The 26,408-nt window shown below is 69.5% G+C and carries 26 protein-coding genes, 2 tRNA genes and 1 pseudogene; 11 read left to right on the top strand and 18 right to left on the bottom strand.

What is annotated here, in order from left to right; translation table 11 throughout:
* Positions 1-164: 164 nt before the first annotated feature.
* The 11 genes from AC11WY_RS16315 to AC11WY_RS16265 form a co-directional block, all read right to left on the bottom strand.
* Positions 165-239 (bottom strand) — tRNA-Phe (locus tag AC11WY_RS16315).
* A gap of 101 nt (positions 240-340) precedes the next feature.
* Positions 341-526, bottom strand: coding sequence for a DNA gyrase inhibitor YacG (locus tag AC11WY_RS16310; RefSeq protein ID WP_482927423.1), 186 nt, complete (start codon positions 524-526; stop codon positions 341-343).
* Positions 523-1,566, bottom strand: coding sequence for a ribonuclease E/G (locus AC11WY_RS16305; protein WP_482927421.1), 1,044 nt, complete (start codon positions 1,564-1,566; stop codon positions 523-525). Before AC11WY_RS16305 ends, AC11WY_RS16310 begins: the two co-directional genes overlap by 4 nt.
* On the bottom strand, positions 1,563-2,141 hold the full coding sequence (locus AC11WY_RS16300; protein ID WP_482927419.1) for a Maf family protein: 579 nt from the start codon (positions 2,139-2,141) through the stop codon (positions 1,563-1,565). The genes AC11WY_RS16305 and AC11WY_RS16300 overlap by 4 nt, the downstream gene beginning before the upstream one ends.
* Positions 2,138-2,356, bottom strand: coding sequence for a translation initiation factor IF-1 (infA, locus tag AC11WY_RS16295; protein WP_234869447.1), 219 nt, complete (start codon positions 2,354-2,356; stop codon positions 2,138-2,140). The genes AC11WY_RS16300 and infA overlap by 4 nt, the downstream gene beginning before the upstream one ends.
* Before the next feature lie 110 nt (positions 2,357-2,466).
* On the bottom strand, positions 2,467-2,919 hold the full coding sequence (locus tag AC11WY_RS16290; RefSeq protein WP_482927417.1) for an arsenate-mycothiol transferase ArsC: 453 nt from the start codon (positions 2,917-2,919) through the stop codon (positions 2,467-2,469).
* A gap of 6 nt (positions 2,920-2,925) precedes the next feature.
* Positions 2,926-3,405: a UPF0262 family protein gene (locus AC11WY_RS16285; protein ID WP_482927415.1), complete on the bottom strand. Its 480-nt coding sequence runs from the start codon at positions 3,403-3,405 to the stop codon at positions 2,926-2,928.
* Entirely contained in the window at positions 3,402-4,715 is a 1,314-nt protein-coding gene (hisD, locus tag AC11WY_RS16280) for a histidinol dehydrogenase (RefSeq protein WP_482927413.1), read from the bottom strand. Before hisD ends, AC11WY_RS16285 begins: the two co-directional genes overlap by 4 nt.
* Positions 4,716-4,917: 202 nt before the next feature.
* Positions 4,918-5,397, bottom strand: a complete 480-nt coding sequence (locus tag AC11WY_RS16275) for a DUF2948 family protein (RefSeq protein ID WP_482927411.1) — start codon at positions 5,395-5,397, stop codon at positions 4,918-4,920.
* On the bottom strand, positions 5,394-6,659 hold the full coding sequence (murA, locus tag AC11WY_RS16270) for a UDP-N-acetylglucosamine 1-carboxyvinyltransferase (protein WP_482927409.1): 1,266 nt from the start codon (positions 6,657-6,659) through the stop codon (positions 5,394-5,396). Before murA ends, AC11WY_RS16275 begins: the two co-directional genes overlap by 4 nt.
* 9 nt (positions 6,660-6,668) lie before the next feature.
* A complete protein-coding gene (locus tag AC11WY_RS16265; protein WP_482927407.1) occupies positions 6,669-6,836 on the bottom strand; it encodes a hypothetical protein in 168 nt (55 codons plus the stop codon).
* 88 nt (positions 6,837-6,924) lie between these two features.
* On the opposite strand from AC11WY_RS16265, the gene AC11WY_RS16260 reads away from it, so the two are divergent.
* Positions 6,925-6,999 (top strand) — tRNA-Thr (locus AC11WY_RS16260).
* 128 nt (positions 7,000-7,127) lie between these two features.
* On the opposite strand, the gene AC11WY_RS16255 is transcribed toward AC11WY_RS16260, so the two are convergent.
* Positions 7,128-8,603: a virulence factor family protein gene (locus AC11WY_RS16255; RefSeq protein ID WP_482927405.1), complete on the bottom strand. Its 1,476-nt coding sequence runs from the start codon at positions 8,601-8,603 to the stop codon at positions 7,128-7,130.
* A 378-nt stretch (positions 8,604-8,981) separates the two neighbouring features.
* Positions 8,982-10,124 (bottom strand): Do family serine endopeptidase, encoded by a 1,143-nt coding sequence (locus AC11WY_RS16250; RefSeq protein WP_482927403.1) that lies wholly within the window; start codon positions 10,122-10,124, stop codon positions 8,982-8,984.
* A gap of 205 nt (positions 10,125-10,329) precedes the next feature.
* Between AC11WY_RS16250 and AC11WY_RS16245 the strand changes: the two genes are divergently transcribed.
* The 4 genes from AC11WY_RS16245 to AC11WY_RS16230 all read left to right on the top strand — a co-directional run bounded on the left by AC11WY_RS16245 (position 10,330) and on the right by AC11WY_RS16230 (position 15,818).
* On the top strand, positions 10,330-11,001 hold the full coding sequence (locus tag AC11WY_RS16245; protein ID WP_482927401.1) for a winged helix-turn-helix domain-containing protein: 672 nt from the start codon (positions 10,330-10,332) through the stop codon (positions 10,999-11,001).
* A gap of 4 nt (positions 11,002-11,005) precedes the next feature.
* Entirely contained in the window at positions 11,006-12,346 is a 1,341-nt protein-coding gene (locus AC11WY_RS16240) for a HAMP domain-containing sensor histidine kinase (RefSeq protein WP_482927399.1), read from the top strand.
* Positions 12,347-12,413: 67 nt separating this feature from the next.
* Positions 12,414-13,655: a M24 family metallopeptidase gene (locus AC11WY_RS16235; RefSeq protein WP_482927397.1), complete on the top strand. Its 1,242-nt coding sequence runs from the start codon at positions 12,414-12,416 to the stop codon at positions 13,653-13,655.
* 222 nt (positions 13,656-13,877) lie between these two features.
* On the top strand, positions 13,878-15,818 hold the full coding sequence (locus AC11WY_RS16230; RefSeq protein WP_482927395.1) for a potassium transporter Kup: 1,941 nt from the start codon (positions 13,878-13,880) through the stop codon (positions 15,816-15,818).
* Here the strand turns inward: AC11WY_RS16230 and thpR are convergent.
* Positions 15,808-16,365 (bottom strand): RNA 2',3'-cyclic phosphodiesterase, encoded by a 558-nt coding sequence (gene thpR, locus AC11WY_RS16225; protein ID WP_482927393.1) that lies wholly within the window; start codon positions 16,363-16,365, stop codon positions 15,808-15,810. The genes AC11WY_RS16230 and thpR overlap by 11 nt on opposite strands.
* Positions 16,362-17,422, bottom strand: a pseudogene (locus AC11WY_RS16220) (arginase family protein). Before AC11WY_RS16220 ends, thpR begins: the two are co-directional and overlap by 4 nt.
* A 225-nt stretch (positions 17,423-17,647) precedes the next feature.
* Between AC11WY_RS16220 and AC11WY_RS16215 the strand changes: the two are divergent.
* From AC11WY_RS16215 to ptsP, 5 genes are all read left to right on the top strand, one after another.
* Positions 17,648-18,154, top strand: coding sequence for an NUDIX hydrolase (locus tag AC11WY_RS16215; protein ID WP_482927391.1), 507 nt, complete (start codon positions 17,648-17,650; stop codon positions 18,152-18,154).
* A 51-nt stretch (positions 18,155-18,205) separates the two neighbouring features.
* Complete coding sequence (locus AC11WY_RS16210) at positions 18,206-18,637, top strand: DUF1178 family protein (RefSeq protein WP_482927389.1); 432 nt, start codon at positions 18,206-18,208, stop codon at positions 18,635-18,637.
* Positions 18,638-18,641: 4 nt separating this feature from the next.
* The gene (locus AC11WY_RS16205; protein ID WP_482927387.1) at positions 18,642-19,310 is read left to right on the top strand and encodes an SDR family NAD(P)-dependent oxidoreductase; all 669 of its coding nucleotides are present in this window, start codon (positions 18,642-18,644) and stop codon (positions 19,308-19,310) included.
* 153 nt (positions 19,311-19,463) lie between these two features.
* The gene (locus tag AC11WY_RS16200) at positions 19,464-20,717 is read left to right on the top strand and encodes an aspartate kinase (RefSeq protein ID WP_482927385.1); all 1,254 of its coding nucleotides are present in this window, start codon (positions 19,464-19,466) and stop codon (positions 20,715-20,717) included.
* Between the two features lie 39 nt (positions 20,718-20,756).
* Positions 20,757-23,009, top strand: a complete 2,253-nt coding sequence (ptsP, locus tag AC11WY_RS16195; protein WP_482927383.1) for a phosphoenolpyruvate--protein phosphotransferase — start codon at positions 20,757-20,759, stop codon at positions 23,007-23,009.
* 4 nt (positions 23,010-23,013) lie between these two features.
* On the opposite strand, the gene AC11WY_RS16190 is transcribed toward ptsP, so the two are convergent.
* Both AC11WY_RS16190 and AC11WY_RS16185 read right to left on the bottom strand, forming a co-directional pair.
* The gene (locus AC11WY_RS16190; protein ID WP_482927381.1) at positions 23,014-23,994 is read right to left on the bottom strand and encodes an agmatinase; all 981 of its coding nucleotides are present in this window, start codon (positions 23,992-23,994) and stop codon (positions 23,014-23,016) included.
* Positions 23,991-25,022 carry a sugar phosphate isomerase/epimerase family protein gene (locus tag AC11WY_RS16185; RefSeq protein ID WP_482927379.1) on the bottom strand — a complete coding sequence of 344 codons (1,032 nt, stop codon included), beginning with the start codon at positions 25,020-25,022 and terminating at the stop codon, positions 23,991-23,993. The genes AC11WY_RS16190 and AC11WY_RS16185 overlap by 4 nt, the downstream gene beginning before the upstream one ends.
* Before the next feature lie 569 nt (positions 25,023-25,591).
* Here AC11WY_RS16185 and AC11WY_RS16180 point away from each other — a divergent pair.
* Positions 25,592-26,158 carry a Hint domain-containing protein gene (locus AC11WY_RS16180; protein ID WP_482927377.1) on the top strand — a complete coding sequence of 189 codons (567 nt, stop codon included), beginning with the start codon at positions 25,592-25,594 and terminating at the stop codon, positions 26,156-26,158.
* Positions 26,159-26,279: 121 nt separating this feature from the next.
* Here AC11WY_RS16180 and AC11WY_RS16175 read toward each other — a convergent pair whose 3' ends face one another.
* On the bottom strand, positions 26,280-26,408 hold the full coding sequence (locus tag AC11WY_RS16175) for a transposase domain-containing protein (RefSeq protein ID WP_482927425.1): 129 nt from the start codon (positions 26,406-26,408) through the stop codon (positions 26,280-26,282).

Genomic DNA, 26,408 nt, shown 5'->3' with positions numbered 1-26,408 from the left:
TGCGCGGCGTATTTCGGTCGGTGAGCAGGGCTTGAAGCTGCTCACGCTCAACGGGGCCAAGGTATAGGCAGATTCCATCGCGTCTCATGCCGCGAGAATAGCACACCAGAACGACAACGGGAACCATCCGTCAGGTGGAGAACACTAGTCTCTTACTGAATAAATGGTGCCCGGGGGCGGAATTGAACCACCGACACGAGGATTTTCAATCCACTGCTCTACCCCTGAGCTACCCGGGCACGGGTGGATCGCGGCGGCGATCCGGGTTGCGGTGTATTAGAAGAGCCTCCCGGCACTGTCCAGAGGGATTTGGCAAAAAATCCCAGGCCCGGCAAGGGGGTCAGTGCGGGCGGCCGGGGCTGTCGTCGGGGCCGCCCTCGGGGGCGTCGTCGCGTTCCTCCAGCGCCGCGCCGGGGATGACGTAATCGCCCTTCAGCCAGCGGCCAAGGTCGATGTCGGCGCAGCGGCGCGAGCAGAACGGGCGGTACTTCGGGTCGGCCGGTTTGCGACAGATCGGGCAGGTCATGCCAGCGCCTCACGCAACGGCAGCCGGTCGCGCTTGCGCTGCAACTCGTAGTTCCCCAGCGGGGTCCAGCCCGCCAGGCTCGACTCGGCACCCTCGTGGCGGAAGGCGGCCTTCAGCACCTGATCGAGGGCGACACGGTCCTTCTTGGGCATCGGCGCGAAGTCGATCACCACCTGCCCGCCCAGTCCGCGCAGCCGCAACTGGCGCGGCAGTTCGCGCGCGGCGGCGATGTTGGCCTTCAGGCTGGCGGCGGGCGAGGTATCGGCGCCGGTGTTCACGTCCACCGCGATCAGCGCGCGCGTCGGCTCGATCACCAGCGTGCCGCCACCGGGCAGCGCCACCACGGGCGACAAGAGCGCGTCGATCATCTCCTCGACGCCAAGGTCGCGGAAGGCGTTGTCGCCCTCCAGCACCTCGTCGGGGGCTGGGTCGGCCCAGTCGCGCCAGGCGGATTCGGCGGCGTCGGGGGCATCGACCAGCAATTCCGGCGCGCCGTCCAGATCGGCCAGCACCGCCTCGGCCAGCGCCCGCACGGCCACGATGTCGTCGGTCACCGCGTCCGGCTCGGCGGCTGCGGCGGCCGAGCGCACGATCAGCCCGAGGTCGGGCGCCGAGGCGGTCATCGATTCGGCCGCGACATCGCCCAGCCAGGCGCGCGTTTCTTCATCGCGGATGCTGCGCGAGATATTCAGCCCCGGCGCGCCGGGGGTGACGATGGCATAGCGGCTGCGGAACAAAAGCCGCAGCGTCACCGGTAGCGCCTTGCCCGGCTCGGCCGGGCCCGTCACCTGCACCAGCACGCGCTGGCCGGGGGCCAGACCCTGCGCCTGACGCAGAAAGCCCATCACGCCGGGCAGCTTGACGAAGACGCCACCCTGCCCTTTCACCGGCCGGTCCACGATGGCGCGGAGGATCGCGCCCGGCGCGGGTGCCATGCCCTCGGGCGGATCGATCAGCAGGTCTTCCAGCCGCCCGTCGACGATCAGCGCGGCGGCACCGCGCCCGGCGATCCGGTCAATTGCAACCACCCGGCCCTTCATGCCGCCCCCCCCTGCACGAGATAGCCCGCCGCCACCAGCAGCGCGGCGGTTTCCGCGACGGGCAGGCCGACGACCCCGGTGAACGAGCCGGAAATCCATGGGATGAAGGCCCCGGCCCGGCCCTGGATGCCATAGGCCCCGGCCTTGCCCTGCCATTCGCCCGAGGCGAGGTAGCCGTTCAACTCGTCGTCCGACAGACGTTTCATCTTCACCGCCGTCACCACCTCGCGCTGCCACAGCCGGTCGCCGCGTTTCACCGCCACCGCCGTGATCACCTGATGCCGCCGCCCGCCGAGTGCCACCAGAAACGCCGCCGCCTCGCCCGCGTCACGCGGCTTGCCGAGGATGCGGCGGCCCAGTGCCACCGTGGTATCGGCGCACAGCACGATCTCATCGGGCCCGGCCGGGATCGCCGCCGCCTTCTCGCGCGCCATGCGGGCGCAGTAGGGCCGCGGCAACTCGCCCCTCACGGGGTCTTCGTCGATGTCGGGGGCGATGATCGCATCGGGGGTCAGCCCGATCTGCGCCAGAAGTTCCCTCCGGCGCGGGGAGGCGGAGCCGAGGATCAGTCTCACTTGAAGCGGTAGTTGATGCGCCCCTTCGACAGGTCGTAGGGCGTCATTTCCACCTGCACCTTGTCGCCCGCCAGAACCCGGATGCGGTTCTTGCGCATCTTGCCTGCCATCGTCGCGATCAGTTCATGGCCGTTGTCCAGCTCGACCCTGAATGTCGCGTTCGGCAGCAGTTCCTTGACGACACCGGGAAATTCGAGCGTGTCTTCCTTGGCCATGGTCACTCCGTCTTGGATCACCCGCAGACGTCGCGGGCGGGCCAGTAGATGCGCCGGTTTTCCCCGGAATTCAAGGCCAAAACGGCACGGTGCGGGGCGCTCGGGCCGCGTCAGCCGCCCGGCGCGCCGAACCGGGCCAGCATCCGGTCGTGGATCTGGTCGCGCGACTGGCGGTAGGCGGCGAGCTTCGCGTCGCGGGTCTCGCCCAGCCCTGTCGGGTCGAGGATCGGCCAGTATTCCACCTCGAGGTGGTAGTAGCGCGTGAACTCCAGCGCCATCCGCTGGCTGGCGGGCGACAGCGCGACGATCAGATCGAAGCCCGACAGGTCGTCGCCCCACTGCTTCATCTCGTCAAAGCTGCGGGCGCGGTGGCGCGAGAGTTCCACCCCGATCTCCTGGCAGACAGCGACGGCAAACCCGTCGATCTCCATGTCGTTCTTGACACCCGCCGACTGCACATAGGTGGCGTGACCGTAGAACTTCTTCATCAGCCCTTCCGCCATCGGCGAGCGCACCGCGTTGTGGTCGCAGCAAAAGAGCACCGAGGAGGGAAGCTTGCCCAAGGTGCCTCAACCCCAGTGCAGAACGCAGATCAGGGTAAAAAGCCGCCGCGCGGTGTCGATATCGACCACCGCCTTGCCCTCCAGCCGTTCCTGCAAGACCCGCGCGCCCTCGTTGTGGATGCCGCGCCGCGCCATGTCGATCGCCTCGATCTGGCTCGGGGGCAGCCGCTTCACCGCCTCGAAATAGCTCTCGCAGATCTGGAAATAGTCCTTCACCACCTGCCGGAACGGCCCCAGCGACAGATGGAACGCCCCCACCCGCTCCAGCGCCTCGGTTTCGATGTCGAACACCAGCCGCCCCTCGCGGATCGCCAGGCTCAGCCGATAGGGCCCTGAGGAGATCGCCCGATCCTCGCGCGCGGGCAGCGTGAAGGAGTTGTCCTCCAGCAGATCGAAGATCGCGACCTTGCGCTCCTGCTCGATCTGCGGTGTCGGCGCGGCGAGGCCGGTATCGTCAATGGCGATGGCGCAGATGCGGTTGGTCATTGACCACCCTCCCGGTTCAGCCGGTCCAGCCGCGCCCGCACGCTCAGCCCGTGCGCCTCAAGGCTTTCGCTGATCGCCAGCCGCTCCGCCGCCGGTCCGATGGCGGCCAGCGCGGCGGGGGTCATCTTCGCCAGGGTCGTGCGTTTGAGGAAATCCATCACGCTGAGCCCGCTTGAAAACCGCGCCGAGCGGGCGGTCGGCAGCACATGGTTCGGCCCGCCGACGTAATCGCCGATCGCCTCGGGCGTCCAGGCGCCAAGGAAGATCGCCCCGGCATGGGTGATCCGTTCGGCGAGCGCCTCAGGGTCGGCCACGCACAGTTCCAGATGCTCCGGCGCGACCCGGTTCGACAATTCCGCCGCCTCGGCCAGATCGCGCACCACGATCACCGCGCCGTAGTCGCGCCAGCTTGCCCCCGCGATGGCCCGCCGCGCCAGCGTTTCCAGCCGCTTTCCGACCGCCGCCGCCACCGCCTGCCCGAAGCCCGCGTCATCCGTGATCAGGATCGACTGCGCGCTTTCGTCATGCTCGGCCTGGCTCAGCAGATCGAGCGCGATCCAGTCCGGGTCGTTGTCGCGGTCGGCGATCACCAGAATCTCCGACGGCCCGGCGATCATGTCGATGCCCACCCGCCCGAACACCCGCCGCTTGGCCGCCGCGACATAGGCGTTGCCCGGCCCGGTGATCTTGTCGACCGGCGCGATGGTTTCGGTGCCGTAGGCCAGCGCGGCGATCGCCTGCGCGCCGCCGATGCGGTAGATGGTTTCCACCCCCGCGATCCTCGCCGCCAGCAGCACCAGCGGATTGGCCACCCCGTCCGGGGTCGGCGCGCAGATCACCAGCCGCTCCACCCCCGCCACCCGGGCCGGGATCGCGTTCATCAGCACCGAGGACGGATAGCTTGCCAGCCCCCCCGGCACATAAAGCCCGGCCGCCGAAACCGGCGTCCAGCGCCAACCGAGGCTCGCCCCTTCCGGGTCGGTCCAACGCTGATCCTGCGGCTTCTGCCGGACATGGTAGGCCCGGATCCGCTCGGCCGCGAGTTCCAGCGCCGCCCGATCCTCCACCGAGACCTTGGCGCATTCCGCCGCGATCTCCTCGGCCGTGAAGGCCAGCGTTTCCGGCGTCAGCCGCAGCCGGTCGAACCGCTCGGTCAGTTCGATCACCGCCGCATCGCCGCGCGCGCGCACGTCGGCGATGATGCCCGCCACCGCCGCATCCACATCCGGCGCATCCTCGCGCTTCATCGCCAGCAGGGCGCGGAAGGCGGCCTCGAAACCGGGCGCGGCACTGGAAAGGAAAACGGGCATCGGCGGCACTCCTGACACGGGTTTCCATACCGCGCCCGCCCCGCCGTCGCAACCGCGCGCCCGCCCCATTCACATTGGCGCAAATATCCCGGGGGGCGCCGAAGGCGGGGGGCAGAGCCCCCCTCTGGCGGCGCAGCCGCGCGGCCCAACGCCATGGCGACGCGCGCAGCGCGTCAACGGGCGGCGGAAGAGCCCCCGGTCCTCACTCCGGGTGCCCCGGCGCCTTGTGCGACGGCGCCGCATAGGGGCGCGTCACGTCTTTCAGCGTCACGTCCAGCGCCTCGACCTCCAGCGCCACCGCGCCGTCGCCCGCCAGCGTCAGCAGCACCCGCCCGGTGCCATCGGCGCCCGGCTCGAACGTCAGATCAAGCAGCGACAGCACCATGTCCCGGTCCTGCCGGTCGATCCCCTGCGAGGTGACGCGGGTCACCTCGCCCACCACCAGCACTGCACGCACCCGTTCATAGGCCCGCCCCGCCCGGTCGGCGGCCTCGCGATCCTCCCAGCGGAACCGGTTCACCAGCAGTGCGAACCGCCTCAGTTTCGGCTGCCAGGTCATCTCGGTCACCGGGAACACCGCATCCTGCACCAGCGATGCGATCACGGTCAGGTCGTCCGGCTCCAGCGCCGCAAGGTAAAGCGGCGCCTCCTGCCCATCCTCGAAGCGCGCGTCGCCGGTCATCTGCTCACCCGTTCGATCGAGGCCCCGCAGGCGCTCAGCTTTTCCTCCACCCGCTCATAGCCGCGGTCAAGGTGGTAGACCCGGCTCACCACCGTCTCGCCTTCGGCCGCCAGCGCCGCGAGGATCAGCGAGACCGAGGCGCGCAGGTCGGTCGCCATCACGCGGGCGCCGCGCAACCGCTCGACGCCGGTCACCGTGGCCTGCCCGCCATGCACCTCGATCCGCGCGCCCATCCGGATCAGTTCGGGCGCATGCATGAAGCGGTTCTCGAAAATCCGCTCCTCCAGCATGCTCACCCCGTCGCCGGTGCACAGCAGCGCCATCATCTGCGCCTGCAGGTCGGTGGGGAAGCCGGGGAACGGCGCGGTCACCACGTCGACGGCGCTGACGCGGCCGTTCCGGCGCGTCACCTTCAGGCCGCGCTCGGTTTCCGTCACCGAGATGCCCGCCGCGTCCAGTTTCTCGCAGAAGGCGCCGACAAGGTCGATCCGGCCACCGAGAAACTCCACCTCGCCGCCGCAGATCGCCGGGGCCAGCATGTAGGTGCCCAGTTCGATGCGGTCCGTCACCACCGGATGGGTGGCGCCATGCAGCCGGTCCACCCCCTCGATGGTGATCGTCGAGGTGCCCTCGCCCTCGATCCGCGCGCCCATCTTGCGCAGGCAGCGGGCCAGATCGACGATCTCGGGCTCGCGCGCGGCGTTGCGCAGTTCGGTCGTGCCCTTCGCCAGCGTCGCCGCCATCAGCGCGTTTTCGGTCGCCCCCACCGACACCAGCGGAAAGTCCACCACCGCGCCCTTCAGCCCGCCCTTCGCCTCGGCGTAGACATAGCCGTCGCGCAGGTCCAGCGTCGCGCCCAGCGCCTCCATCGCCTTCAGGTGCAGGTCGACCGGCCGCGCCCCGATGGCGCAGCCCCCCGGCAATGACACCACCGCCCGCCCCGCCCGCGCCAGCATCGGCCCCAGCACCAGGAACGAGGCCCGCATCTTGCGCACGATGTCATAGTCGGCGGTCAGGTTGCTGAGGGTGTGCGACGACATCGCCAGCACCTTGCCATCCTGCAGGCTCGTCACCTCGGCGCCGAGGGATTGCAGCAGTTGCGTCATCGTCTTGATATCGCTCAGCCGCGGCGCGTTGGTCAGGGTCAGCGGCTCGTCGCTCAGGATCGTCGCGGGCATCAGCGCCAGACAGGCGTTCTTCGCCCCCGCGATCGGGATCACCCCGTTCAGTTCTGCGCCACCGCGCACCAGTATCGAATCCATCGGCCTGCCCTACTCTTGTTCTTTTTCGGTCACGGTGTCGTCCCCCGGCGCGTCCTGCCGCGCCCGCGCCTGCGCCTTGCGCCGCGCGATGTTCGCCTTCAACGCCGCTTTCAGCCGCGCGTCCCGGCTGGTCTCCGCGCGCGGCGCAGCGGCCGGTTTCGGGGGCGTCCTGTCCATCCGCCCTCTGTAACCCACCCGGCGCGGGTGGTCCATATTGCGCTTGCGTCCCACCGGCTTTCCGTCTAATCAGCCGCCCACAACGGATGCTGCAGTAGCTCAGTGGTAGAGCACACCCTTGGTAAGGGTGAGGTCGAGAGTTCAATCCTCTCTTGCAGCACCACCTATCCCCTTGAAATCGTTATAACCCCTTGCAACAGTGGGGCAAAACTCGATTGTCGCGGTGCAACTCGGGCTCCAGGACGGGTGCGATGAGGCGCGGCATCGCGCCGACCGGGACGCCGCGTCGCCTCAGGGCAGCGTTGGTGCGCGCCGGGGTCCGACCAGGGGCAGGGTCGCCGAGGCGGCGACGAGGGTGAGGCCGATCCCGGCGCGGGTCAGGCCGGCGACCTCGCCCGGCGGGGCAGTGTCGCCCCCGCCCGATCGCCGGGCGTAGGCCGCAAGGATCGCCTGTTCCACCCGTCCGTAGTTGCCGCCGAAGTGATGCCCGCCTTCTGTCATCAGCAGCTCCGCGCCCGCCGGACCGAGCGCCGGACAGGCCGCGTTGTCCGCTTCAACGCCATACACGCACAGCACCTTGGCCATCGGCAGGGTGGCGGCGACGGGCAGCGTCGGCGTCGCCTGATCGCCATGCGAACCGAACCAGCCCGACACCGTGATCTGCCAATCCGCCGCCGTCGAAAAGCCAAGCAGACCGACAAGGCGGACGTGGCGCTGTTCCGCCTGCGGCAGCGCGAGGTAGGTCGCGGGCAGGACATCGGCCCCGAAGGAATAGCCGACCAGGATCACATCGCGAACGCCCCAGGCGGCCCGGTATTGGCGGATCAGGGTCGCGATGTCCCGCGCGGTGCGCTGCGGGTCGCGCTTCGACCAGAAATACCGCAGCGAGTCGAACCCGACCACCGGCACCCCGTCCGCCTGCAAGGCCTTGCCGATCGAGGCGTCGATGTCACGCCAGCCACCATCGCCCGACAGGATGATCGCCATCGCGTCGTGCCTTGGCACCGTGTTCAGCACGGTGACCGGCAGCGCGTCGCCGACCCCTTTGGCCGCAGCCACCCGCGCCTCGATCAGCGCCACCACCGCCACCGGGGTCGGCCGCGCGGTCTCGGCCAGCGTAACGTCGGGTGACCCCGCCTTGAACGCCGCAGCCCGCGCCCGGATGTCGCCGGTGGCCGCAGGGCTGAGCAGGATCGAGACCGGATCGACCTGCGGCCCCGGATGCAGCGCGTAGATTTCCCCCTGCGCCGTCGTCAGATAGCCCGCGGGCGTGCACAACTCGACCCCCAGCGGCACCGCGGACATCGGGTCCACCACCGCAGTGCCGCCAACCGTCGCCGCCGGGGTCTGATCCACGATGTCGAGCGCAAGGCCGCCGCCAAGGCCGGTGCCCGCGACCACCGGGGCGACATAGTCGACCGCACCGGTCTGGCGCTGATACTGCTGGCTCAGCCGCTCGATATCGGCGACGAGGTAGGTGCAACTGTCGGAAACCCCGGCGATGGTGGCCAGATAGCGCGGCGTGTCGATGCCGACGACGACGATGCCATCCGCCTGCAACTGCCGCGACACCTGGTCATCCTGCGCGCCCCAGCCCGCGGCGTCCGACATCAGGAACACCACGCCTCTGGAAACGCCCTTGGGCATCGCGACGCGGTCGAGCGGCATCAGATCGCGATCGCCCGGCACCACGAACCGGTAGGTCATCGCGGTTCCCGCCCCGACCACGAGCAACAGCGAAAGAACAAGCAGGGCGGCGCGCTTCATCAGGGTCTCTCGCAGGTGGGGGCGGATCATTCGGCGGGGCAGCATCGCCCGGCGATGGACAGGCGATCCATCCCGACCGCGGCCGATGCAGGGCCCTTGGCTGGCGCGCTGCTAGAACGGAACGGGGCGGACTTCAACGCACTCTCCAACGTCAGACCGATCGGGCGGCGACTTGTCGCGCAGCCCGTTTGCACGACACGGGGTGAACATTTCGCCACATTATCGTGCAGTCATGTCGATAGGGTTACACCGCTGACGCCGCCCTGACGGACCCTGACCCGGCCGCGCGCTGCCGCCCCGGCCTTGCCCCCGCCCTTGCGGCCGGAAGGCCCGGAGCACGGCCGACCCGCCGCGCTCCGGGATCGCTTCAGCTCGGCGTTACGCCTTCTGCGGCGCCAGAAGGCCGACCGAAACCTCCAGCTCCATCGTCTTGCCGGCGCGCAGCAGGTTGATCTTCGCGCTGGTGTCGGGCGCGGTCATGGCGACGGCGCGCGGCAGGTCATGCGGTTGCTTGATCGCGGTCCCGCCGAACGCGGTGATGATGTCGCCGCGCTTCAGGCCCGCCTTCGCGGCCGGGCTGTCGGGGTTGACCGCGGCGACCAGCGCGCCCTCCGGCTTGTCGAGCCCGAGGGCGGCGGCCATATCCGGCGTCACCGCCTGGATCTGCACGCCAAGCCAGCCATGCTCGGCCTTGCCGCCCTGCGCCAGTTGCGCCACCACCGTCTGCACCACGTCCGATGGCACCGCGAAGCCGATCCCGACCGAGCCGCCGCTGGGCGACATGATCGCGGTGGTCATGCCCACGACCTTGCCCGCATCGTCAAAGAGCGGCCCGCCCGAGTTGCCCTTGTTGATCGCCGCGTCGGTCTGCAGGTAATTGTCATAGGATCCGCTGCCGATATCGCGCGCCTTGGCGCTGATGATGCCGGTCGTCACGGTGCCGCCCAGCCCGAAGGGATTGCCGACCGCCATCACGTCGTCACCCACGCGGATATCCTTGGACGAGTCGAAGCTGACCGCGGGCAGCGGGTCCGCCGAGTCCACCTTGATCAGCGCGACGTCGGTCACCGGATCGGTGCCGATCACCTTGGCGTCGAAGCTGCGGCCGTCCTGCAACGTCACCTTCACCGCCGTGGCGCCGTCGACGACGTGGTTGTTGGTGACGATCAGCCCCTTTGCGTCGATGATGAAGCCGGAGCCGACACCATGCGCCATCGGCGCCTCCTGCCCCTGCTGCGGGTCATTGCCCTGCGGCATCTGCGGCATCGGGATGCCGAACTGCTGGCTGAACTCCTGGAACGGGAAGCCCTGCAGGGTCTGGGCCGCTTGCGGCGCCCTTTCGGTGACCTCGATGTAGACGACGCTGGGCGCGACCTTCTGCACGAGGTCGGCATAGCCCCCCGCAGGCTCGGCGACGGCGGCGCCGGGGATCACGGCGATCGCGCTCGACGAGGCAAGCGCCGTGGCGAGGGCGAGACCCGCGAGACGGGCGCGGCCCGGTTTCTGGAACATGGGTTGCATCTGAGAAGTCCTTTTGCTGCGAGACAACGGTGGGCCTTGGCCTGACCGGATGCAGCACAGATGCGGCGCGCGCCTCGCACGACGCTCTCGGGTGGATTACAAATCTGCAAGAAAGCGTCACGGCACGGTCACGCCTGCGTGCGCCGGGTTGTGGCGCCAAAGCCCGAAGCGCAGTCTGGGGCCGGTCGACGTTGCGGGGCAAACGATGCGCATTCTGGTGCTGGAAGACGATCCGACCACGGCCGATTACATCGCCGAGGGTCTGCGGCAGGAAGGCCACGCCGTCGATCTGCTGACACAGGGGCGCGACGGGCTGGTGCGCGCCACCACCGAAGCGTTCGAAGTGATGATCGTCGACCGGATGCTGCCGGGGCTCGACGGCCTGTCGCTGGTGCGGGCGCTGCGGGCGGCGCACAACACCACGCCGGTACTGTTCCTCACCGCGCTGGGCGGGGTCGATGACCGCATCGAAGGGCTGAACGCGGGCGGCGACGATTATCTGGTGAAGCCCTTCGCCTTTGGCGAGCTGTCGGCCCGCGTCGCGGCGCTGGCCCGCCGCCCGCAGATGAAGGAAGCCGAGACCGTGCTGACCGCGGGCGACCTGCGCATGGACCTGCTGTCGCGCCGGGTGACGCGCGCCGGGCAGCAGATCGACCTGCTGCCGCGCGAATTCGCGCTGCTGGAACAGCTTTTGCGCCGCAAGGGCCGCGTGCTGACCCGCACCATGCTGCTGGAGTCGGTCTGGGATATCCGCTTCGATCCGCAGACCAACGTGGTGGAAACCCACGTCAGCCGGCTGCGCGCCAAGATCGACAAGCCGTTCGGGCACGAGATGATCAAGACCGTGCGCGGCGCGGGCTACCGGATCGAGGGGTAGGCCCGTGGCCCGCCCGCTCGCCTTCCTGCGCTCCACGCCGCTGCGGCTGGCGGCCTTGCTTGTGCTGCTGTTCACGCTGGTCAGCCTGGCCAGCTTCGGCGGCACCTATCTGGTGATCCGCAACAGCCTTTACGCCGGGATGCGCGCCGATCTGGAACAGCAGATGGCGGGCTTCGGTGCGGCGCCCTCGGCCTCGGCGCTGGCGGCGCTGATCGCCAATCAGGGCGCCGTCACTGATCCGGCACAGCGCATCCTGACCTATCTTTCCGCCGATGGGCAGGTCTTCGGCAACGTCGCGCTGTCGCGCGGGCCCGAGGGGTTCCTGCGCCTCGACCTCGGCCCCGACGCGAAAAGCGGCGCGCGCGCCTACTTCGGGCTGGCGGGCAATTTCTTCGGCGGTCAGTTGATCGTGGCCGACAACCGCCAGCCGGTGGTCGCGCTGGCCGGCATGTTCCTCGATGTGCTGCTGCTCAGCCTGCTGCCGACCTTCGCGGTGGCGATCGGCGGCGGGCTTTACATCGCGCGGCGCAGTCAGGCCCGCGTCGACCGGATCGTGGCGACGCTGGACCGGCTGACCTCGGGCGACCTCAGCGCGCGGCTGGACGCGATGCCGCGCAACGATGACCTGTCGGCGATCGGCGAGGGCATCAACCGGATGGCGGCGCGCCAGCAAGCCTCGACCGAGGCGCTGCGACAGGTCTCGGCCGACATCGCGCATGACCTGAAGACGCCGATCCAGCGGCTGGCGGTGCTGCTGGACCAGTTGGCGACCCGGCCGGGTCTGGCCGCGGACAGCGCGGCACTGGCGGGGCAGGCGCGCGACCAGGCGGGCCGCATCACCACGACCTTCCAGTCGCTGCTGCAGATCGCGCAGATCGAGGGCGGCAGCCCGAAGGCACGATTCGAACCGGTGGACCTGTCCGACATCGCGCGGACCTTCGTCGAAATCTACGAACCCGCCGCCGAGGACAGCGGCCAGAGCCTCCGGCTGGTGCCTGCGACAGGCCCTGTCGTGGTGCAGGGCGACCGGGATCTGCTGGGGCAGGCACTGGCCAACCTGATCGAGAACGCGCTGCATCACACGCCGGGCGGCACCACCATCACCGTCGCGGTCGGCCACGCGGATGGCCACCCGACGCTGGCGGTCACCGACACCGGCCCCGGCATCCCGGCCGAAGAACGCGGCAACGTGCTGCGCCGCCTCTACCGGCTGGAACGCAGCCGCACCACGCCGGGCAGCGGGCTTGGCCTGTCGCTGGTCGCGGTGATCGCCGATCTGCACGATGCCACCCTGACGCTGGAGGATGCCGGGCCGGGGCTGCGAGTGCAATTGGCTTTCGGTTGACCGTCTTGTACCCGCCCGCGCGCCGGGGCTACCGTGGCGCACCGACCCAAGCGGAGCCTGGCGCATCATGTCCTTCATCGACCGGCCCCGCGCCGAACGGATCCTGACGGCGCAGGGGCTCGACGCGCTGATCCTGCTGTCGCCGGAAAGCTTTCGCTATGCGACGGGCGCCGAGCCGGGGGTGGCGACGATGTGGCGGCAGGCCGGGGCGGTGGCGGTGCTGGTGCCCTGCGACGCCAGCCTGCCCGAAATGGCGGTGGCCAGCGACCTGTTCGCCGCCGCCTTCCGCGCGCAAAGCCCCATCGCCGACCTGCGCGTGACGCCGATCTGGGTGGAAACCGCCACCCTCGACGCGCCCGACCCGACCCTGACCCCGCCTGCGGCAGTGGCCGCCGCCTGGGCCGCCGAGGGGCGCGCGGCAGGCTTCGCCCGGCCGACCACCTTCGATGCCGCGCTGTGCTGGCGCCATCTGGCCGACGCGCTGGCCGACCGCGGGCTGTCGCAGGGCCGGATCGGGGTCGAACTGGCGGCGATCTCGGCGCGCGACTGGCCGGGGCTGCTGGCCGCCCTGCCCGGCGCGCGGCTCTGCGATGGCACCGAGGCCATCGCCCGGCTGAAGATGGTCAAGACCCCGGCCGAGATCGGCTTGCTGCGCGAGGCGGTGACCCTAGCCGAGACCGGCCTTGCCGCGGTGCGCGACGCCATCGCCCCCGGCGTGACGCGCGATGACCTGTCGGCCACCTGGAAAGCGACCATCGCGGCCAACCGGGGCAACCGCGCGCTGACCGGGGCGTGGGATTACATCTCGGTCGGCCCCGATCCCTGGGGCGGCAACCGGGCGGCGGTGGCGGGCGACCTGATCAAGGTCGATGTCGGCTGCGTCGTGCGCGGCTACACCTCGGACAGCGGGCGCACCTTCGTGCTGGGCGCGCCGTCGGCGATGCAGGCGCGCCTTTACGCCGCGCTTGCCGCCGGGTTCGCGGCGGGCGCGGCGCTGCTGTCCCCCGGCGCGGCGCTGGCCGAGATCCACCGCGCCACCACCGCCGCGATCCGCGGCGCGGGCTTTCCCGGCTACACGCGGGGGCATGTCGGCCACAGCCTCGGGGCCGGGCTGGGCAGCGAAGACTGGCCCTTCATCGCCGCCGACAGTCCGGTGACGCTGGAGCCCGGCATGGTAATGGCGTTCGAGTGTCCGTGGTATGTGACCGGCCTCGGCGGAATGATCATCGAGAACCAGGTGCTGATCACCGAAACCGGGGCCGAGGCGATGAACACCCTGCCCCTCGGCCTTGGCGAAATCCGCGCCTGAGGCCCTGCCGGACCGCGCAAAAGGTCGCATCCGTTCGCGCTTGCAGCATCCACGGCAAAGCGTATGATCCCGCGCCAGGATGCCTGAGTCGTGAAGACCGTGTCCGCGGGGCGTCCGTGCCGGGCGTGCATTTGGAGCGTATGGGGTGCGCCGCAGGGCCGCCGGCTGCAACAATAGATGCGCCACGGCGACTGATCCGTGCCGCGCGGAGCGGAAATCCTCATGATTGCTAGACTGCAGGACGTCCCTTCGGGCGTCGATCTCGACGGCGTCGACTCCGGTGCCGCTCATCCCGGCCCGGACGGGCACAAGACTGGCCTTGCCGCGCTGACAATGGGCGCGGTCGGTGTCGTCTACGGCGACATCGGTACCAGCCCGATCTATGCGGTGCGGGAATCGCTGGCCGCCGTTTCGGGCGACGGGCTCGCCCGGAGCGAAGTGATCGGCATCATCTCGGTCCTGATCTGGACGCTGATGATCATCGTCACGCTGAAATACGTCATCGTGCTGTTGCGCGCCGACAACCGGGGCGAGGGCGGCGTGCTGGCGCTTTACACGCTGGTGCGGCTGGCGCTGGGCTATCGCTCGCTCTGGGTGCTGGGGCTGGGCATTGCCGGCGCGGCGCTTTTCTTCGGCGACGCGATCATCACGCCCGCGATCTCGGTGCTGTCGGCGGTCGAGGGGATGGAACTGATCAGCCCGGCGTTCACGGAATACGTCATTCCGATCACCCTGGGCATCCTGGTCGCGCTTTTCCTTGTGCAGCGGCATGGCACCGCGGCGGTCTCGATCGCCTTCGGGCCGATCATGGTGGTCTGGTTCCTTGTCCTTGCCGGGATGGGGGCCGCGCATCTGGCGCGGGCGCCCGTGATCCTGCTGGCGTTCAACCCGCTGATCGCGGTGCAGTTCCTGACCTCGGAAGGGCCGCTGGCCTTCGCGGTGATGGGCGCGATCTTCCTGTCGGTGACCGGCGCCGAGGCGCTTTATGCCGACCTCGGCCACTTTGGCCGTGCGCCGGTGCGGCTGGCCTGGCTGGCGCTGGTGTTCCCCTCGCTGTTGTTGAACTACCTTGGCCAGGGGGCGCTGGTGCTGGCAAACCCGGCCGCCGCCAATGACCCGTTCTTCCTGCTGGTGCCGGGCTGGGCGCTGCCGATGCTGGTGATCCTGGCCACCGTCGCCACCGTCATTGCCGCGCAGGCGGTGATCACCGGCGCCTACTCGATGACCCGCGCGGCGATCCAACTGGGCTTCCTGCCGCGGCTGACGATCACCCACACCTCGGAAAGCCAGAGCGGCCAGATCTACGTCCCCGCGCTCAACTGGCTGTTGTTCTTCGGCGTCGTCTGGCTGGTGCTGTCGTTCCGCTCGTCCTCGGCCCTGGCCTCGGCCTATGGCATCGCGGTGACGGGCACGATGATCGTGACGACGATCCTGACCTCAATCCTGGCGCTGCGCGGCTGGAAACGGCCGGTCTGGATGGTCGCATCGCTGGTGGGCCCGCTCTTCGTGCTGGAAAGCGTGTTCCTCGCCTCGAACCTGCTGAAAATCCCCGACGGCGGCTATGTCCCGGTCACGCTGGCGGCGATCCTGGCGCTGATCATGTGGTCCTGGTGGCGCGGCGTCCAACTGATCGGCGCGCGCGAAAGCCGACTGAAGGTCGACATGGACGGCTTCGTCCATTCGGTCGCGGATTCCGAGCGGATGAAGCGGGTCGGTGGCACTGCCTTCTTCCTGACCTCGGACCCGACCGCCGTGCCGCAGGCGCTGCTGCACAACCTCAAGCACAACCATGTGCTGCACGACAAGAACGTGATCCTGACGATCGAGATTCTGCGCGTGCCGAGGGCGACCAGCGAGGAGCGCGTCGAATATACCCCGATCGACGATCACTTCGCCCGCCTCAGGCTGCGCTTCGGTTTCATGGAAACGCCCAACCTCGGCCGCGCGGTCGGCCTAGCCCGCCGCGCCGGGCTGAAGTTCGACGTGATGACCAGCTCGTTCTTCCTCGGGCGGCGCAAGATTCAGCTTGGCGCGCGCACCGGCATCGGGCGGATACTCGACCGGCTGTTCATCGCGCTCGGCCGACTTGCCGCCGACCCCAGCGAGTTCTACCACCTGCCGCGCGACCGCGTGGTGGAGCTTGGCGCACGCATCACCTTGTAGGACGCGCGTCCTGCGGCGGGTAGTGCACCATCTCGGTGTAGACCCGCCCGCCGGGTCCGGGGTCTGATCGCCAGAGACCGAACCCCTTCACCGGCCACGGCTTGGGCGCAAACCCGGCCGTGGCGGCCACCGCCCTTTCCAGCCGCGCGACCTCGGCGCGGTTCGGCCGCACCCGGCCCAGCGTCACATGCGGCGTGAACCGCCGCGCCTCGGGCTCCAGCCCCGCGCGGCGCAGCGCGGTCACCACCTTCGCCTGCAACGCGATCAGCGCGGGGTCCGGCACCACCACCGCATAGACCACGCGCGGCCGCTCGCCGCCGAACAGCGCCGCGCCCCGCAGCGTCAGCGTGATCTCGGTCGGGTGCAGCGCCGCCAGCGCCAGATCCGCCTCCTCCAGCGCCGGTTCCGACTGGTCGCCCAGAAAGGCCAGCGTCAGGTGAAACCCCTCGGGGTCCACCGGGCGCGGCAGCGGTAGCACCGCCTGCAACCGCGCCAGATCGGCGCGCACCGCCTCGGGCACCGGCAGGGCGACAAAGGCGCGGATCATCGCCCGGCCCGCGCGCGCAGCCGCCCGAGCCGTTCGGGGTGCACCGGCCCCTCACGCGCGAGGTCGGCCCGCGTGGTGAACATCGCCTCGGCCACCGGGCGCCCGCGCTCGACCCCCTTGCCGGCAAGCCCGTGCAGCACCGCCTCGGCCGCCTCCGGCAGCCGGTCGGGGAGTTCATGCCCCGCCAGTTCCGCCCGGACCCCGGCCCAGCAACGCGCCGCCGACCAAGGGTTGCAGCCGCCGCCGCCCGGCTCGACAAGGCGCGGCGCCAGCCCCTTCAGCGCCCGCACCACCCCGCAAAGCGCGGTGTTGGACAGCGCCAGCCGCGACAGCGGGTCTTCCTCCAGCGCATCCGCGCCGCATTGCCGGATCACCGCCTCCAGCGCCGCGCGCATCTCGGTATCGTTGAACCCCTTCGGCACCGGCAGGTTGACGCAATCGCCGCCGCCGTCCGCCGCCAGCGCGCCGGTAAGGCGCCAGCGCCGCTCCTCCTGCACCAAGACCATCAGCACCCGCGGATCGCCCGCGAAGGCAGGTTCCACCCCATCGCGATGATGCGCGTCGATGTGGACATAGGCGACCCTGCCCACCCCCGCCGCCGCAGCGACAGGATGCACGGCACCGGGTCGTTGAGGGAGAAAACCCCGTTCGCCCGGTCCGGCACCCCGTGATGCGTGCCGCCCGGAGGCGTGCAGACCGTGCCGCCGTCGCGCACCAGGCCGACCGCCGGCATCGCCGCCCCGGCTGCGGTCGCGGGCCTGCGGAACATCTCGGGGAACACCGGGTTCGATGTGGTGCCCGGCCCGTGCCGCTGGCGCACCGCGTCGCTGACCACCCCCTCCGCCTCGACGCGCGGCAAGGCCGCGATGTCGTCCTGCGTGTGCCAGGCGATCAGCGCGGCGGCCCGGGCGCGCGGGCTGGTGCGGTATTGCCCCGGCGCCAGCCAGCCCGGCGCCCGCACCGGATCGGTCACGGTGGACATCCGCAGCGGATGCCGGGTGCCATAGCTCGAATGCCGGTAAATCCCGGGCCCGAGAACGGCCGGGCCCGTCGCCATCGCGGCCCCGCCCGCCACCAGCCCCCCAGGCGCCTCCGGCGACGTCAGCCATGGCCGTCCACCCATCCAGCCCGATCGCGATCTTGATCACCACACCGCCCGCCATAAGGCCCTTCACGCCAGCAACCACTGGCCGATCCTTGTTTTTCATGCTATATCTCGTGTCAGGGCAGTGTTTTACAAGAAATAACGAGGGATCCCCGTCGTCAGGGGGCAAAGCAGGTCATGTCGATCGTCGGAAAAATCGCCACGCCGATGCCGCTGCCGCTGGCGGCCGCGGCCGGGGCTGTCTGCACCCAGGTCGCCGCGCTCTGCTGGCGCGCGGTCGGCGACCGGGCCGAGGTGCTCCTGATCACCAGCCGCGATACCGGACGCTGGATCATCCCCAAGGGCTGGCCGATGAAGGGGCTGAGCAGCGCCGCCGCCGCGCTGCGCGAAGCCTATGAAGAGGCCGGCGTCCAGGGCGAGGTCGACGAGCGTCCCGTGGGCCAGTTCCACTACGTCAAGGTGACGGACCCGGCGCACGGCCTGCCCTGCGGCGTCGCGGTTTTCGCCGTCCGTGTCAGGCAGTTGCGCGACCGTTTCCCGGAAAACGACCAGCGCCGCCGCAAGTGGTTTGCGCCCGAACGGGCCGCGCTCAAGGTGGATGAACCCGAACTGCGCGCCATGCTTCGCCGCTTCGCCCCGCTTGCGCCGCCCGCGCCCGCGCCAACGCCGCCCGAGGCCGGTTGATTTCCCCGCCGAAACCCATAGGTGTTGCGGGTCTGTCCTGGTGAGGCCGCGATGATCCGCTACAGCCTGAAATGCAACAACGACCACGGCTTCGAAAGCTGGTTCGCTTCGGTGGCCGCCTGCGACAGCCTGATGGCCACGGGCCGGATCAGTTGCATTCACTGCGGCTCGACCGAGGTGACCAAGACGCTGATGGCCCCCGCCGTCAACCACGGCAGCGAAACCCCCGCCGCGCCCGCCCGCCCGCTCTCCACGCCCGCCAACCCGGTCGAGGCGGCTCTCGCCGCGCTCCGCCGCGAGGTCGAGGCGAATTCCGAATACGTCGGCCTCGATTTCGTCACCGAGGCGCGCGCCATTCACGACGGCAGCGCCCCCGAACGCGCGATCTTCGGCGAGGCGCGCCTCGACGAGGCGAAAAAGCTGCTGGAAGACGGCGTGCCGGTCGCGCCGCTGCCCTTCCTGTCGCCGCGCCGGGCGAACTGACGCGATGACGACGCTGATCACCGGCGCCGCCCGTGGCCTCGGCCGCGCCCTGACCGAGGCCCTCGCCGCCCGCGGCGAGCCCGTCATCGGCACCCACCGCGCCCCCGTCCCGGCCGACCTCGCCGCCCGCGCGCGTTGGCTGGCAGCCGAGATGGCCGACCCGGCCAGCATCGCGGCCCTCGCCCCCGCCCTCGGCACCGCGCCGCTCGACTGCCTGATCTGCAACGCGGGCCTCTACGCCGACCGTGGCCAGCGCCTCGACACCGGCTACCCGCCCGCGCTCTGGGCCGGGATGTTCGCCGTCAACGTCACCGGCGTCTTCCTCACCATCCAGACCCTGCTGCCCGCGCTGCGCCGCGCGAAGGGCGCGAAGATCGCGATCCTGTCCTCGCAGATGGGCTCCGACACCCGCGCGGGCGGCGGCAGCTACATCTACCGCGCCTCCAAGGCCGCCGTGCTGAACCTCGGCCGCAACCTCGCCACCGACCTGAAGCCCGAGGGCATCGCCGTCGGCATCTACCACCCCGGCTGGGTGCAGACCGAGATGGGCGGCCTCGGCGCCTCCATCACGCCCGCGGCCGCCGCGCAGGGCCTGCTCGCCCGCATCAAGGCCCTCTCGCCCGCCACCACCGGCTGCTTCGAAACCTGGGACGGCACACCGCACCCGTTCTGAGCACTCCCCGCCCGCACTTTCGGTCCGCAAATATCCTCGGGGGGACCGGGGGGCAGACAGCCCCCCGGCGCTCGCCGCTGCGCGCCCCTTGCGCCCCGCCCGCGCCCCGCTTAAGACACGCGCCACATGCAGCCAAGGCAACGGGGGGGCCTGATGCCGCTTCTCGTGATGAAATTCGGTGGCACCTCGGTGGCCAACCTCGAGCGCATCCGCAATGCCGCCGAAAAGGTGAAACGCGAGGTCGCGCGCGGCTATGACGTGATCGTCATCGTCTCGGCGATGTCGGGCAAGACCAACGAACTCGTCGGCTGGGTCGAACAGACCTCGCCCCTGTTCGACGCGCGCGAATACGACGCCGTCGTCTCTTCGGGCGAGAATGTCACCGCCGGGCTGATGGCGCTGACGCTGCAGGAAATGGACGTGCCCGCGCGCAGCTGGCAGGGCTGGCAGGTGCCGATCCTGACCACCAGCGCCCATTCCGCCGCCCGCTTCGTCGACATCCCGCGCGCCAACATCGACCTGAAATTCGCCGAAGGCATGAGGGTCGCCGTGGTCGCGGGCTTCCAGGGCGTCAGCCCGGAACACCGCATCACCACGCTGGGCCGTGGCGGCTCCGACACCACCGCCGTCGCCTTTGCCGCCGCCTTCGCCGCCGAACGCTGCGACATCTACACCGACGTCGACGGCGTCTACACCACCGACCCGCGCATCTGCGAGAAAGCCCGCAAGCTCGACCGCATCGCCTTCGAGGAAATGCTGGAACTGGCCTCGCTCGGTGCCAAGGTCTTGCAGACCCGGTCGGTCGAACTGGCGATGCGCTACAAGGTCAAGCTGCGCGTGCTCTCGAGCTTCGAGGACACCGACGAGAATTCCGGCACTCTGGTCTGCGACGAGGAGGATATCATGGAAACGAAAGCCGTCTCGGGCGTCGCCTATTCGCGCGACGAAGCGAAAATGACCCTGGTCTCGGTCGAGGACCGGCCCGGCATCGCCGCCGCGATCTTCGGCCCGCTGGCCGAGGCCGGCGTCAACGTCGACATGATCGTGCAGAACATTTCCGAGGCCAACACCGGCGGCGGCCCGGTCACCGACATGACGTTCTCGTGCCCCACCAACCAGGTGGCGCGCGCCCGCAAGGCGATGGAGGATGCCACCGCCGCAGGCGCGATCCGTTACGCCGCGCTGGTGGTGGATACCGATGTGGCCAAGCTCTCGGTCGTCGGCATCGGGATGCGCAGCCACGCCGGGGTCGCGGCGACCATGTTCAGGGCGCTGGCTGCTGAAGGAATCAACATCAAGGTGATCACCACCTCCGAGATCAAGATTTCGGTCCTGATCGACCGGAAATACATGGAACTGGCGGTTCAGGCCCTTCATGATGCCTTTGAACTGGACAAGGCGGCCTGATCCCCGAGATTTCGGGGCAGGGCCGTCCGGATTGGGGCCATGGCAGACGGGACCGAAAGCGACAGTCGACGGCTCCTGCGCAGGTTGCGGGACTCTCTTGCCGAACCCGGCAAGGGCCAGGAACGGCTGGATCGCATCACCCACCTGATCGCCGACTCGATGGGGTGCGAGGTCTGCTCGGTCTACCTCTTCCGCGATGACGACACGCTGGAGCTTTGCGCCACCCAGGGCCTCAAGCCCGAGTCGGTGCACCAGACCCGGCTGCGGCTGGGCGAGGGTCTGGTCGGCCGCGTTGCCAAATCCGGCCAGCCGATCAACACCGGCAATGCCCCCGCCGAGCGCGGCTTTCGCTACATGCCCGAAACCGGTGAAGAGATCTATTCGGCCTTCCTCGGTGTGCCGATTCAGCGCCTAGGCGAAAAGCTGGGCGTGATGGTGGTGCAGTCGAAGACCGCCCGGCAATACACCGAGGATGAGGTTTACGCGCTCGAAGTCGTGGCGATGGTGGTCGCCGAAATGACCGAGCTTGGTGCCTTTGTCGGCGAGGGCGAGGCGCTCAGCGCGCTGCATACCCATCCGGTGATGTTCCGCGGCGCCACCGGGCAGGAGGGCGCGGCCGAGGGTCGCGTTTGGCTGCACGAGCCGCGCGTGGTGGTGACCAACCCGGTTGCCGACGACCCCGAGGCCGAGTGCCTGCGCCTGCGCGCCGCAGTGGATGAATTGCGGCTGTCGGTCGACACGCTGCTGACCGAGACCGATTCCGGCGACGGCGAACAGCAGCAGGTGCTGGAAGCCTACCGCATGTTCGCCAATTCCCGCGGCTGGCTGAAGCGGATGGAGGAAGACATCCAGCGCGGCCTGTCGGCCGAGGCGGCGGTGGAGAAAGAGCAATCCGCCACCCGCGCGCGCCTCGACCAGGTGCCCGACCCCTTCATGCGCGAGCGGCTGCACGACCTTGACGATCTGTCGAACCGCCTGCTGCGCATCCTGACCGGTCAGGGCTACGAGACCGGCGCGGCGATGCCGGAAAACCCGGTGCTGCTGGCGCGCAACATCGGCCCCGGTGAATTGCTGGAATACGGCCGCAAGCTGAAGGGCGTGGTGTTGGAAGAAGGCTCGGTCGGCAGTCATGCCGCCGTGGTGGCGCGCGCGCTGGCGATTCCGCTGGTCATCCACGCCGAACGCATCACCACCGAGGCGCTGAACGGTGACAACATCCTCGTCGACGGCGATCAGGGCATCGTCCACCTGCGCCCCGATGAAAACGTCGCCGCCGCCTTCCGCGACAAGATCGCGATGCAGGCCAAGGCGATGGAACGCTATGCGGGCCTGCGGCTCTTGCCGGCGCAGACGCTCTGCGGCACCACCGTCGCGCTGCACATGAACGCCGGGCTGATGGCCGATCTGCCCTCGCTCGAAGGCTCCGGCGCCGAGGGTGTCGGGCTCTTTCGCACCGAGTTGCAATTCCTGATCCGCAATCAGGTGCCCAAGCGCGGCGAACTGGCCGCGCTTTATTCCCGCGTGCTCGACGCTGCCCGCGGCCGCCGCGTCGCCTTCCGCACGCTCGACATCGGCTCCGACAAGGTGCTGCCCTACATGAAGCCGCAGGACGAGCCCAACCCGGCAATGGGCTGGCGCGCGATCCGCGTCGGGCTCGACAAGCCCGGCGTGCTGCGGATGCAGCTTCAGGCGCTGCTGCGCGCCGCCAAGGGTCGGCCGCTGAGCGTGATGTTCCCCTTTGTCGCGCAGTTCGAGGAATTCCTCGAAGCCCGCGACCATCTGCTGCACGAGATGGACCGCGAGGGTGCGCTGGGTCGCACCTTGCCCGAGAAGATCGAGATCGGCGCCATGCTGGAAACCCCCAGCCTTGCCTTCGCGCCGCGGCAGTTCTTCGAACTGGCCGATTTCATCTCGATCGGCGGCAATGACCTCAAGCAGTTCTTCTTTGCCGCCGACCGCGAGAATGAACGGGTGCGCCGCCGCTATGACACGCTGAACGTCAGCTTCCTGACCTTCATCGGCCAGATCGTGGCCCGCTGCGCGGAAACCGGCACCTCGCTTTCGTTCTGCGGCGAGGATGCCGGGCGACCGGTCGAGGCGCTGTGCCTGACCGCGATGGGGCTGCGCAACCTCTCGATGCGCCCGGCCTCGATCGGCCCGGTCAAGGCGCTGTTGCGCCGCGTCGATCTGCGCGAGGCCCGCGCCGTGATCGACGCGGCCGCCGCCTCGGGGGTGCATTCGGTGCGCCCGGCGGTGATGGAATGGCTGTCGCGCCACGCCGAGGTGATGTGAGGCCTCAGCCGCCCCGCCGCGCCACCTTGGCCGCCGCCACCAGGCACAGGATTTCGAACATCATCGTCGCCCCGACCAGCGCGGTATTGTCGGTCGGATCGAACGGCGGCGAAACCTCGACCACATCGGCGCCGATCAGGTCCAGCCCCATCAGGCCGCGCAGCATCTGCTGCGCCTGAAAGGTGGAATAGCCGCCGATTTCCGGTGTGCCGGTCCCCGGCGCCTGCGAGGGGTCGATGCCGTCCACGTCGAAGGTCAGATAGGCCGGGCCCGCACCGATCACCCGGCGGATCTCGGCGACCACCCCGGCGCTGCCCAGCTCGAAAACTTCCTCGATGAAGATCGTGCGGATGCCCTGCTGTTCGCCGAAGTCGTTGCCGTCGGGCTGATAGCGGGTGCCCCGGATGCCGATCTGCACCGTGCGCCGGGGGTCCACCAGCCCTTCCTCGATCGCGCGGCGCACATGGGTGCCGTGGGTATAGCGGTGGCCGCCGAAGTAGCTGTCGTTGGTGTCGGAATGGGCGTCGAACTGGATCAGCCCGACCGGCCCGTCCGTCGCGATGGCGCGCAGGATCGGCAGCGTGATCAGGTGATCGCCGCCCGCCGTCACCGGCACCGCCCCCGCCGCGTGCAGGCCGGCAAAGAAACCCTGAACCTGCCGCAGCGTGTCGTGAATGTCGATCGGGTTGACCGGCGCGTCGCCCAGATCGGCGACCCGGCAAAGGGTGTAGGGCGAGGTGCGGGTGACATGGTGAAACGGCCGGATCATCGTCGACATGGCGCGCACCGCGCGCGGCCCGTGGCGGGTGCCGGAGCGGTTGGTGGTGCCGCCGTCCCAGGGCAGGCCGACCAGCGCGATGTCGGTCGCGGCCGGATCAGCGAGCATCGGCAGCCGGAAGAAGCTGACCGGCCCGGCAAAGCGCGGCGTGGCCGAGGAATCGAGCGGCCAGTAGCTGTCGCCGCGCGCGGGGGTGGGTGTGGTCATCCGTCTGCTCCTGTGTCGGCGGCGGGCGCGGTGATCCGGGCCGCCGCTTGCTTCAATTCGGCCAGCACGCCGCGGACGTAGGCCACCTGTGCCGCCGCCTCGCGCCGCTCGCGCGCCAGCCGGTCCGCCAACGCCTCGCCCGCGGGCAGCAACGTGGTGCTGGCTTCGCGCGGCGGGATCACCGGATCGGCAGCCTCGCCGGGAAACCGGTAGGCGGGGGCGACCATCTCGTTCTCCTCTTCCAGCGCGAAGGCGCGGACCTGCGGCACGGTCTCGCCAAGCAGCAGAAGCCGCGCCAGAAGCCCGTGAAAGTCGATATCGCCCTCGCCCGAGCGGCAGGCCCGGTGCGCCCAGCCGCCGCGATCCTCCAGGATCACCACGTCCTTGATATGCACGTCGGTGACCTTCGGCGCCATCACCGCTAGCGCCGCCTCGGGCCGCTCATAAGCGTTGATCATGTTGCCGAAGTCGTAAAGCAGCGTCAGGCGCGGATTGCCGACCTGTGCCAGAATGCGCATCAGTTCGGTCGATGTCAGGTCTTCGTGCTGCTCCAGCAGGAAGTCGAGCCGCCCGTCGGGGTCCATCCCCGGCAACTGCCGCAGGTCGGCGACGCTGCGCCGGAGGATCTCGGACACCCGCCCCGCATAGCGCGGATAGGCCCGCACCGACTCGGCGCCGGTGTCCAGCGCCACCGCGATCGCCGCGCGCAGATCGGCGACTTCGGTCGAGCTTGTCTCGACATGCACCCGCAGGCCAAGATCGCGCGCCACATCGCCAAAGCGCGCCCGCTCGGCGGCGGTGGCGTGCAGCAGGCTGCGCGCTTCGCCATCCTCGACATGGATCTTCACCCCGACAAGGCCGCGTGACGCCGCATCCTGCAGCAGATCAACCGGCGACGCATCGCCAAGCCGGAAATTCAGGTGCCAGGCATAGGCGTGGGCAAAGAGCGGGATCGTGTCGATCCGCGCCGCCAGCCGCGTCCGCATCGGCGCGGTCATCCCGTCAATGGCGCGCTCTGCCGGTGTCATCCTGTCCCCTCAGCCAACCGCCGACAGGATGGCATTCCCGTGAGTCGCGAGCAACCTGCCGCCGCCGCGCGTTTGCCGTGTGCCGCGCCTGACGTCGCAACTCCAGCGTGCTGAAAGCCCGCTTTGGCCCGCCGGAGCCGCAAGAAACAGACTGTGTCACGTTTCGGAACAGCGAAAAGAGGCTGCCACGCCACAATCCGCGCCACTCCCGACAGTTGTATCGATTTCCGTTTCCCGGACCAATCGCCGCATCCGGCCCGGAACTGGCACGGGATTGTCAATGATCGCGAAACATCGGCAGCAGAAGGCCCGAATTGCCACCGGACGCCGCGCCCGAGATTGCCATCATCTGCGCCTTGCCTGACACATTTTCACTCTTTCCGACGTGCATCCTGTGCGCAGGGCCGACCCGTTTCGGTCGGTCGCGTTCCGAGGTGACCAGTGCAGGCCAGTCTGGCCGGGTAGCCTGAGGGTAACGAGTTAGCCGGGCCTGATGCCCCAAACGTCAGGCCCGGCGCCTGTTGCCGTGCGGCACATCTGCCGGCGCGCGGATGCGAGAGGAGCCCGCAATGGGAAACGCGATCTTCAGTGCCAGCAGCGAGGACGATGTCCTCCGCGCGGTCCTGCTGTCGGTGGCCGACGCGAAGCCGCGCCCCCTGCTCCCGACATCGTCGGGCCGGAAGGGCGGTTGGACCCTGCCGGGGTTCGGCCCGAAAACCCGGATCACCACGGCCTTTGGCGACCTGCCGATCGAGGCGTTGCGCCTGCGGGACGACATCCGCACAAGCACCGGCCGGATGCTCCGGGTCGCCTGCATCGAGCAGATCCGGCTTGACGCCGAGTATCTGCGCAACCAGCCCGATGCGCAGCCGATCCTGCTCCGGCAGGACGCTCTCGATCACGGCAAGCCCGGCCGTGACATGCTGGTCTCGCCGCGCCAGGAGCTCAGCCATGGGCTCGCGAACTTCCAGAAACGCTTTGCCCCGGCCGACCGGATCAAGGGCCGCCCGAACGTCTCGCGCCTGCCACAGACCGCGATCACCTATTTCCTGTTCCATTGCGGCGAGCCCGCGATCGTCCTGGCCGAGGGCGTTCCGGCCCGCATCGCCCCGCTGGAAGCACCGACGCCGGAATAGCCCCCGCCGGCGCCCGGAACGCCGCCAGCACCGCGTCATCGCCATGCACCTCGGCCAGCCGCTTCAGGCCAAAGCGCACATGCGCCATTTCCTGATAATAGGTAAGCGCGACGGCGTTGCCCTATGCGGCGAGGCTTGACGGCTGCTTGAAGCGCCAGGGCATCAGGTCTTCGATACGGCTTTGCGGGTGGCCATCGAGGATTGAGCAGAGCGTGGCGGCGATGTAGTTGACCGGGTTCACCTCGGCCAT

The organism is Solirhodobacter sp. (assembly GCF_964715405.1).
Note: the sequence above shows the minus strand (reverse complement) of the source record. Positions and strands in the feature narration are given on the sequence as shown.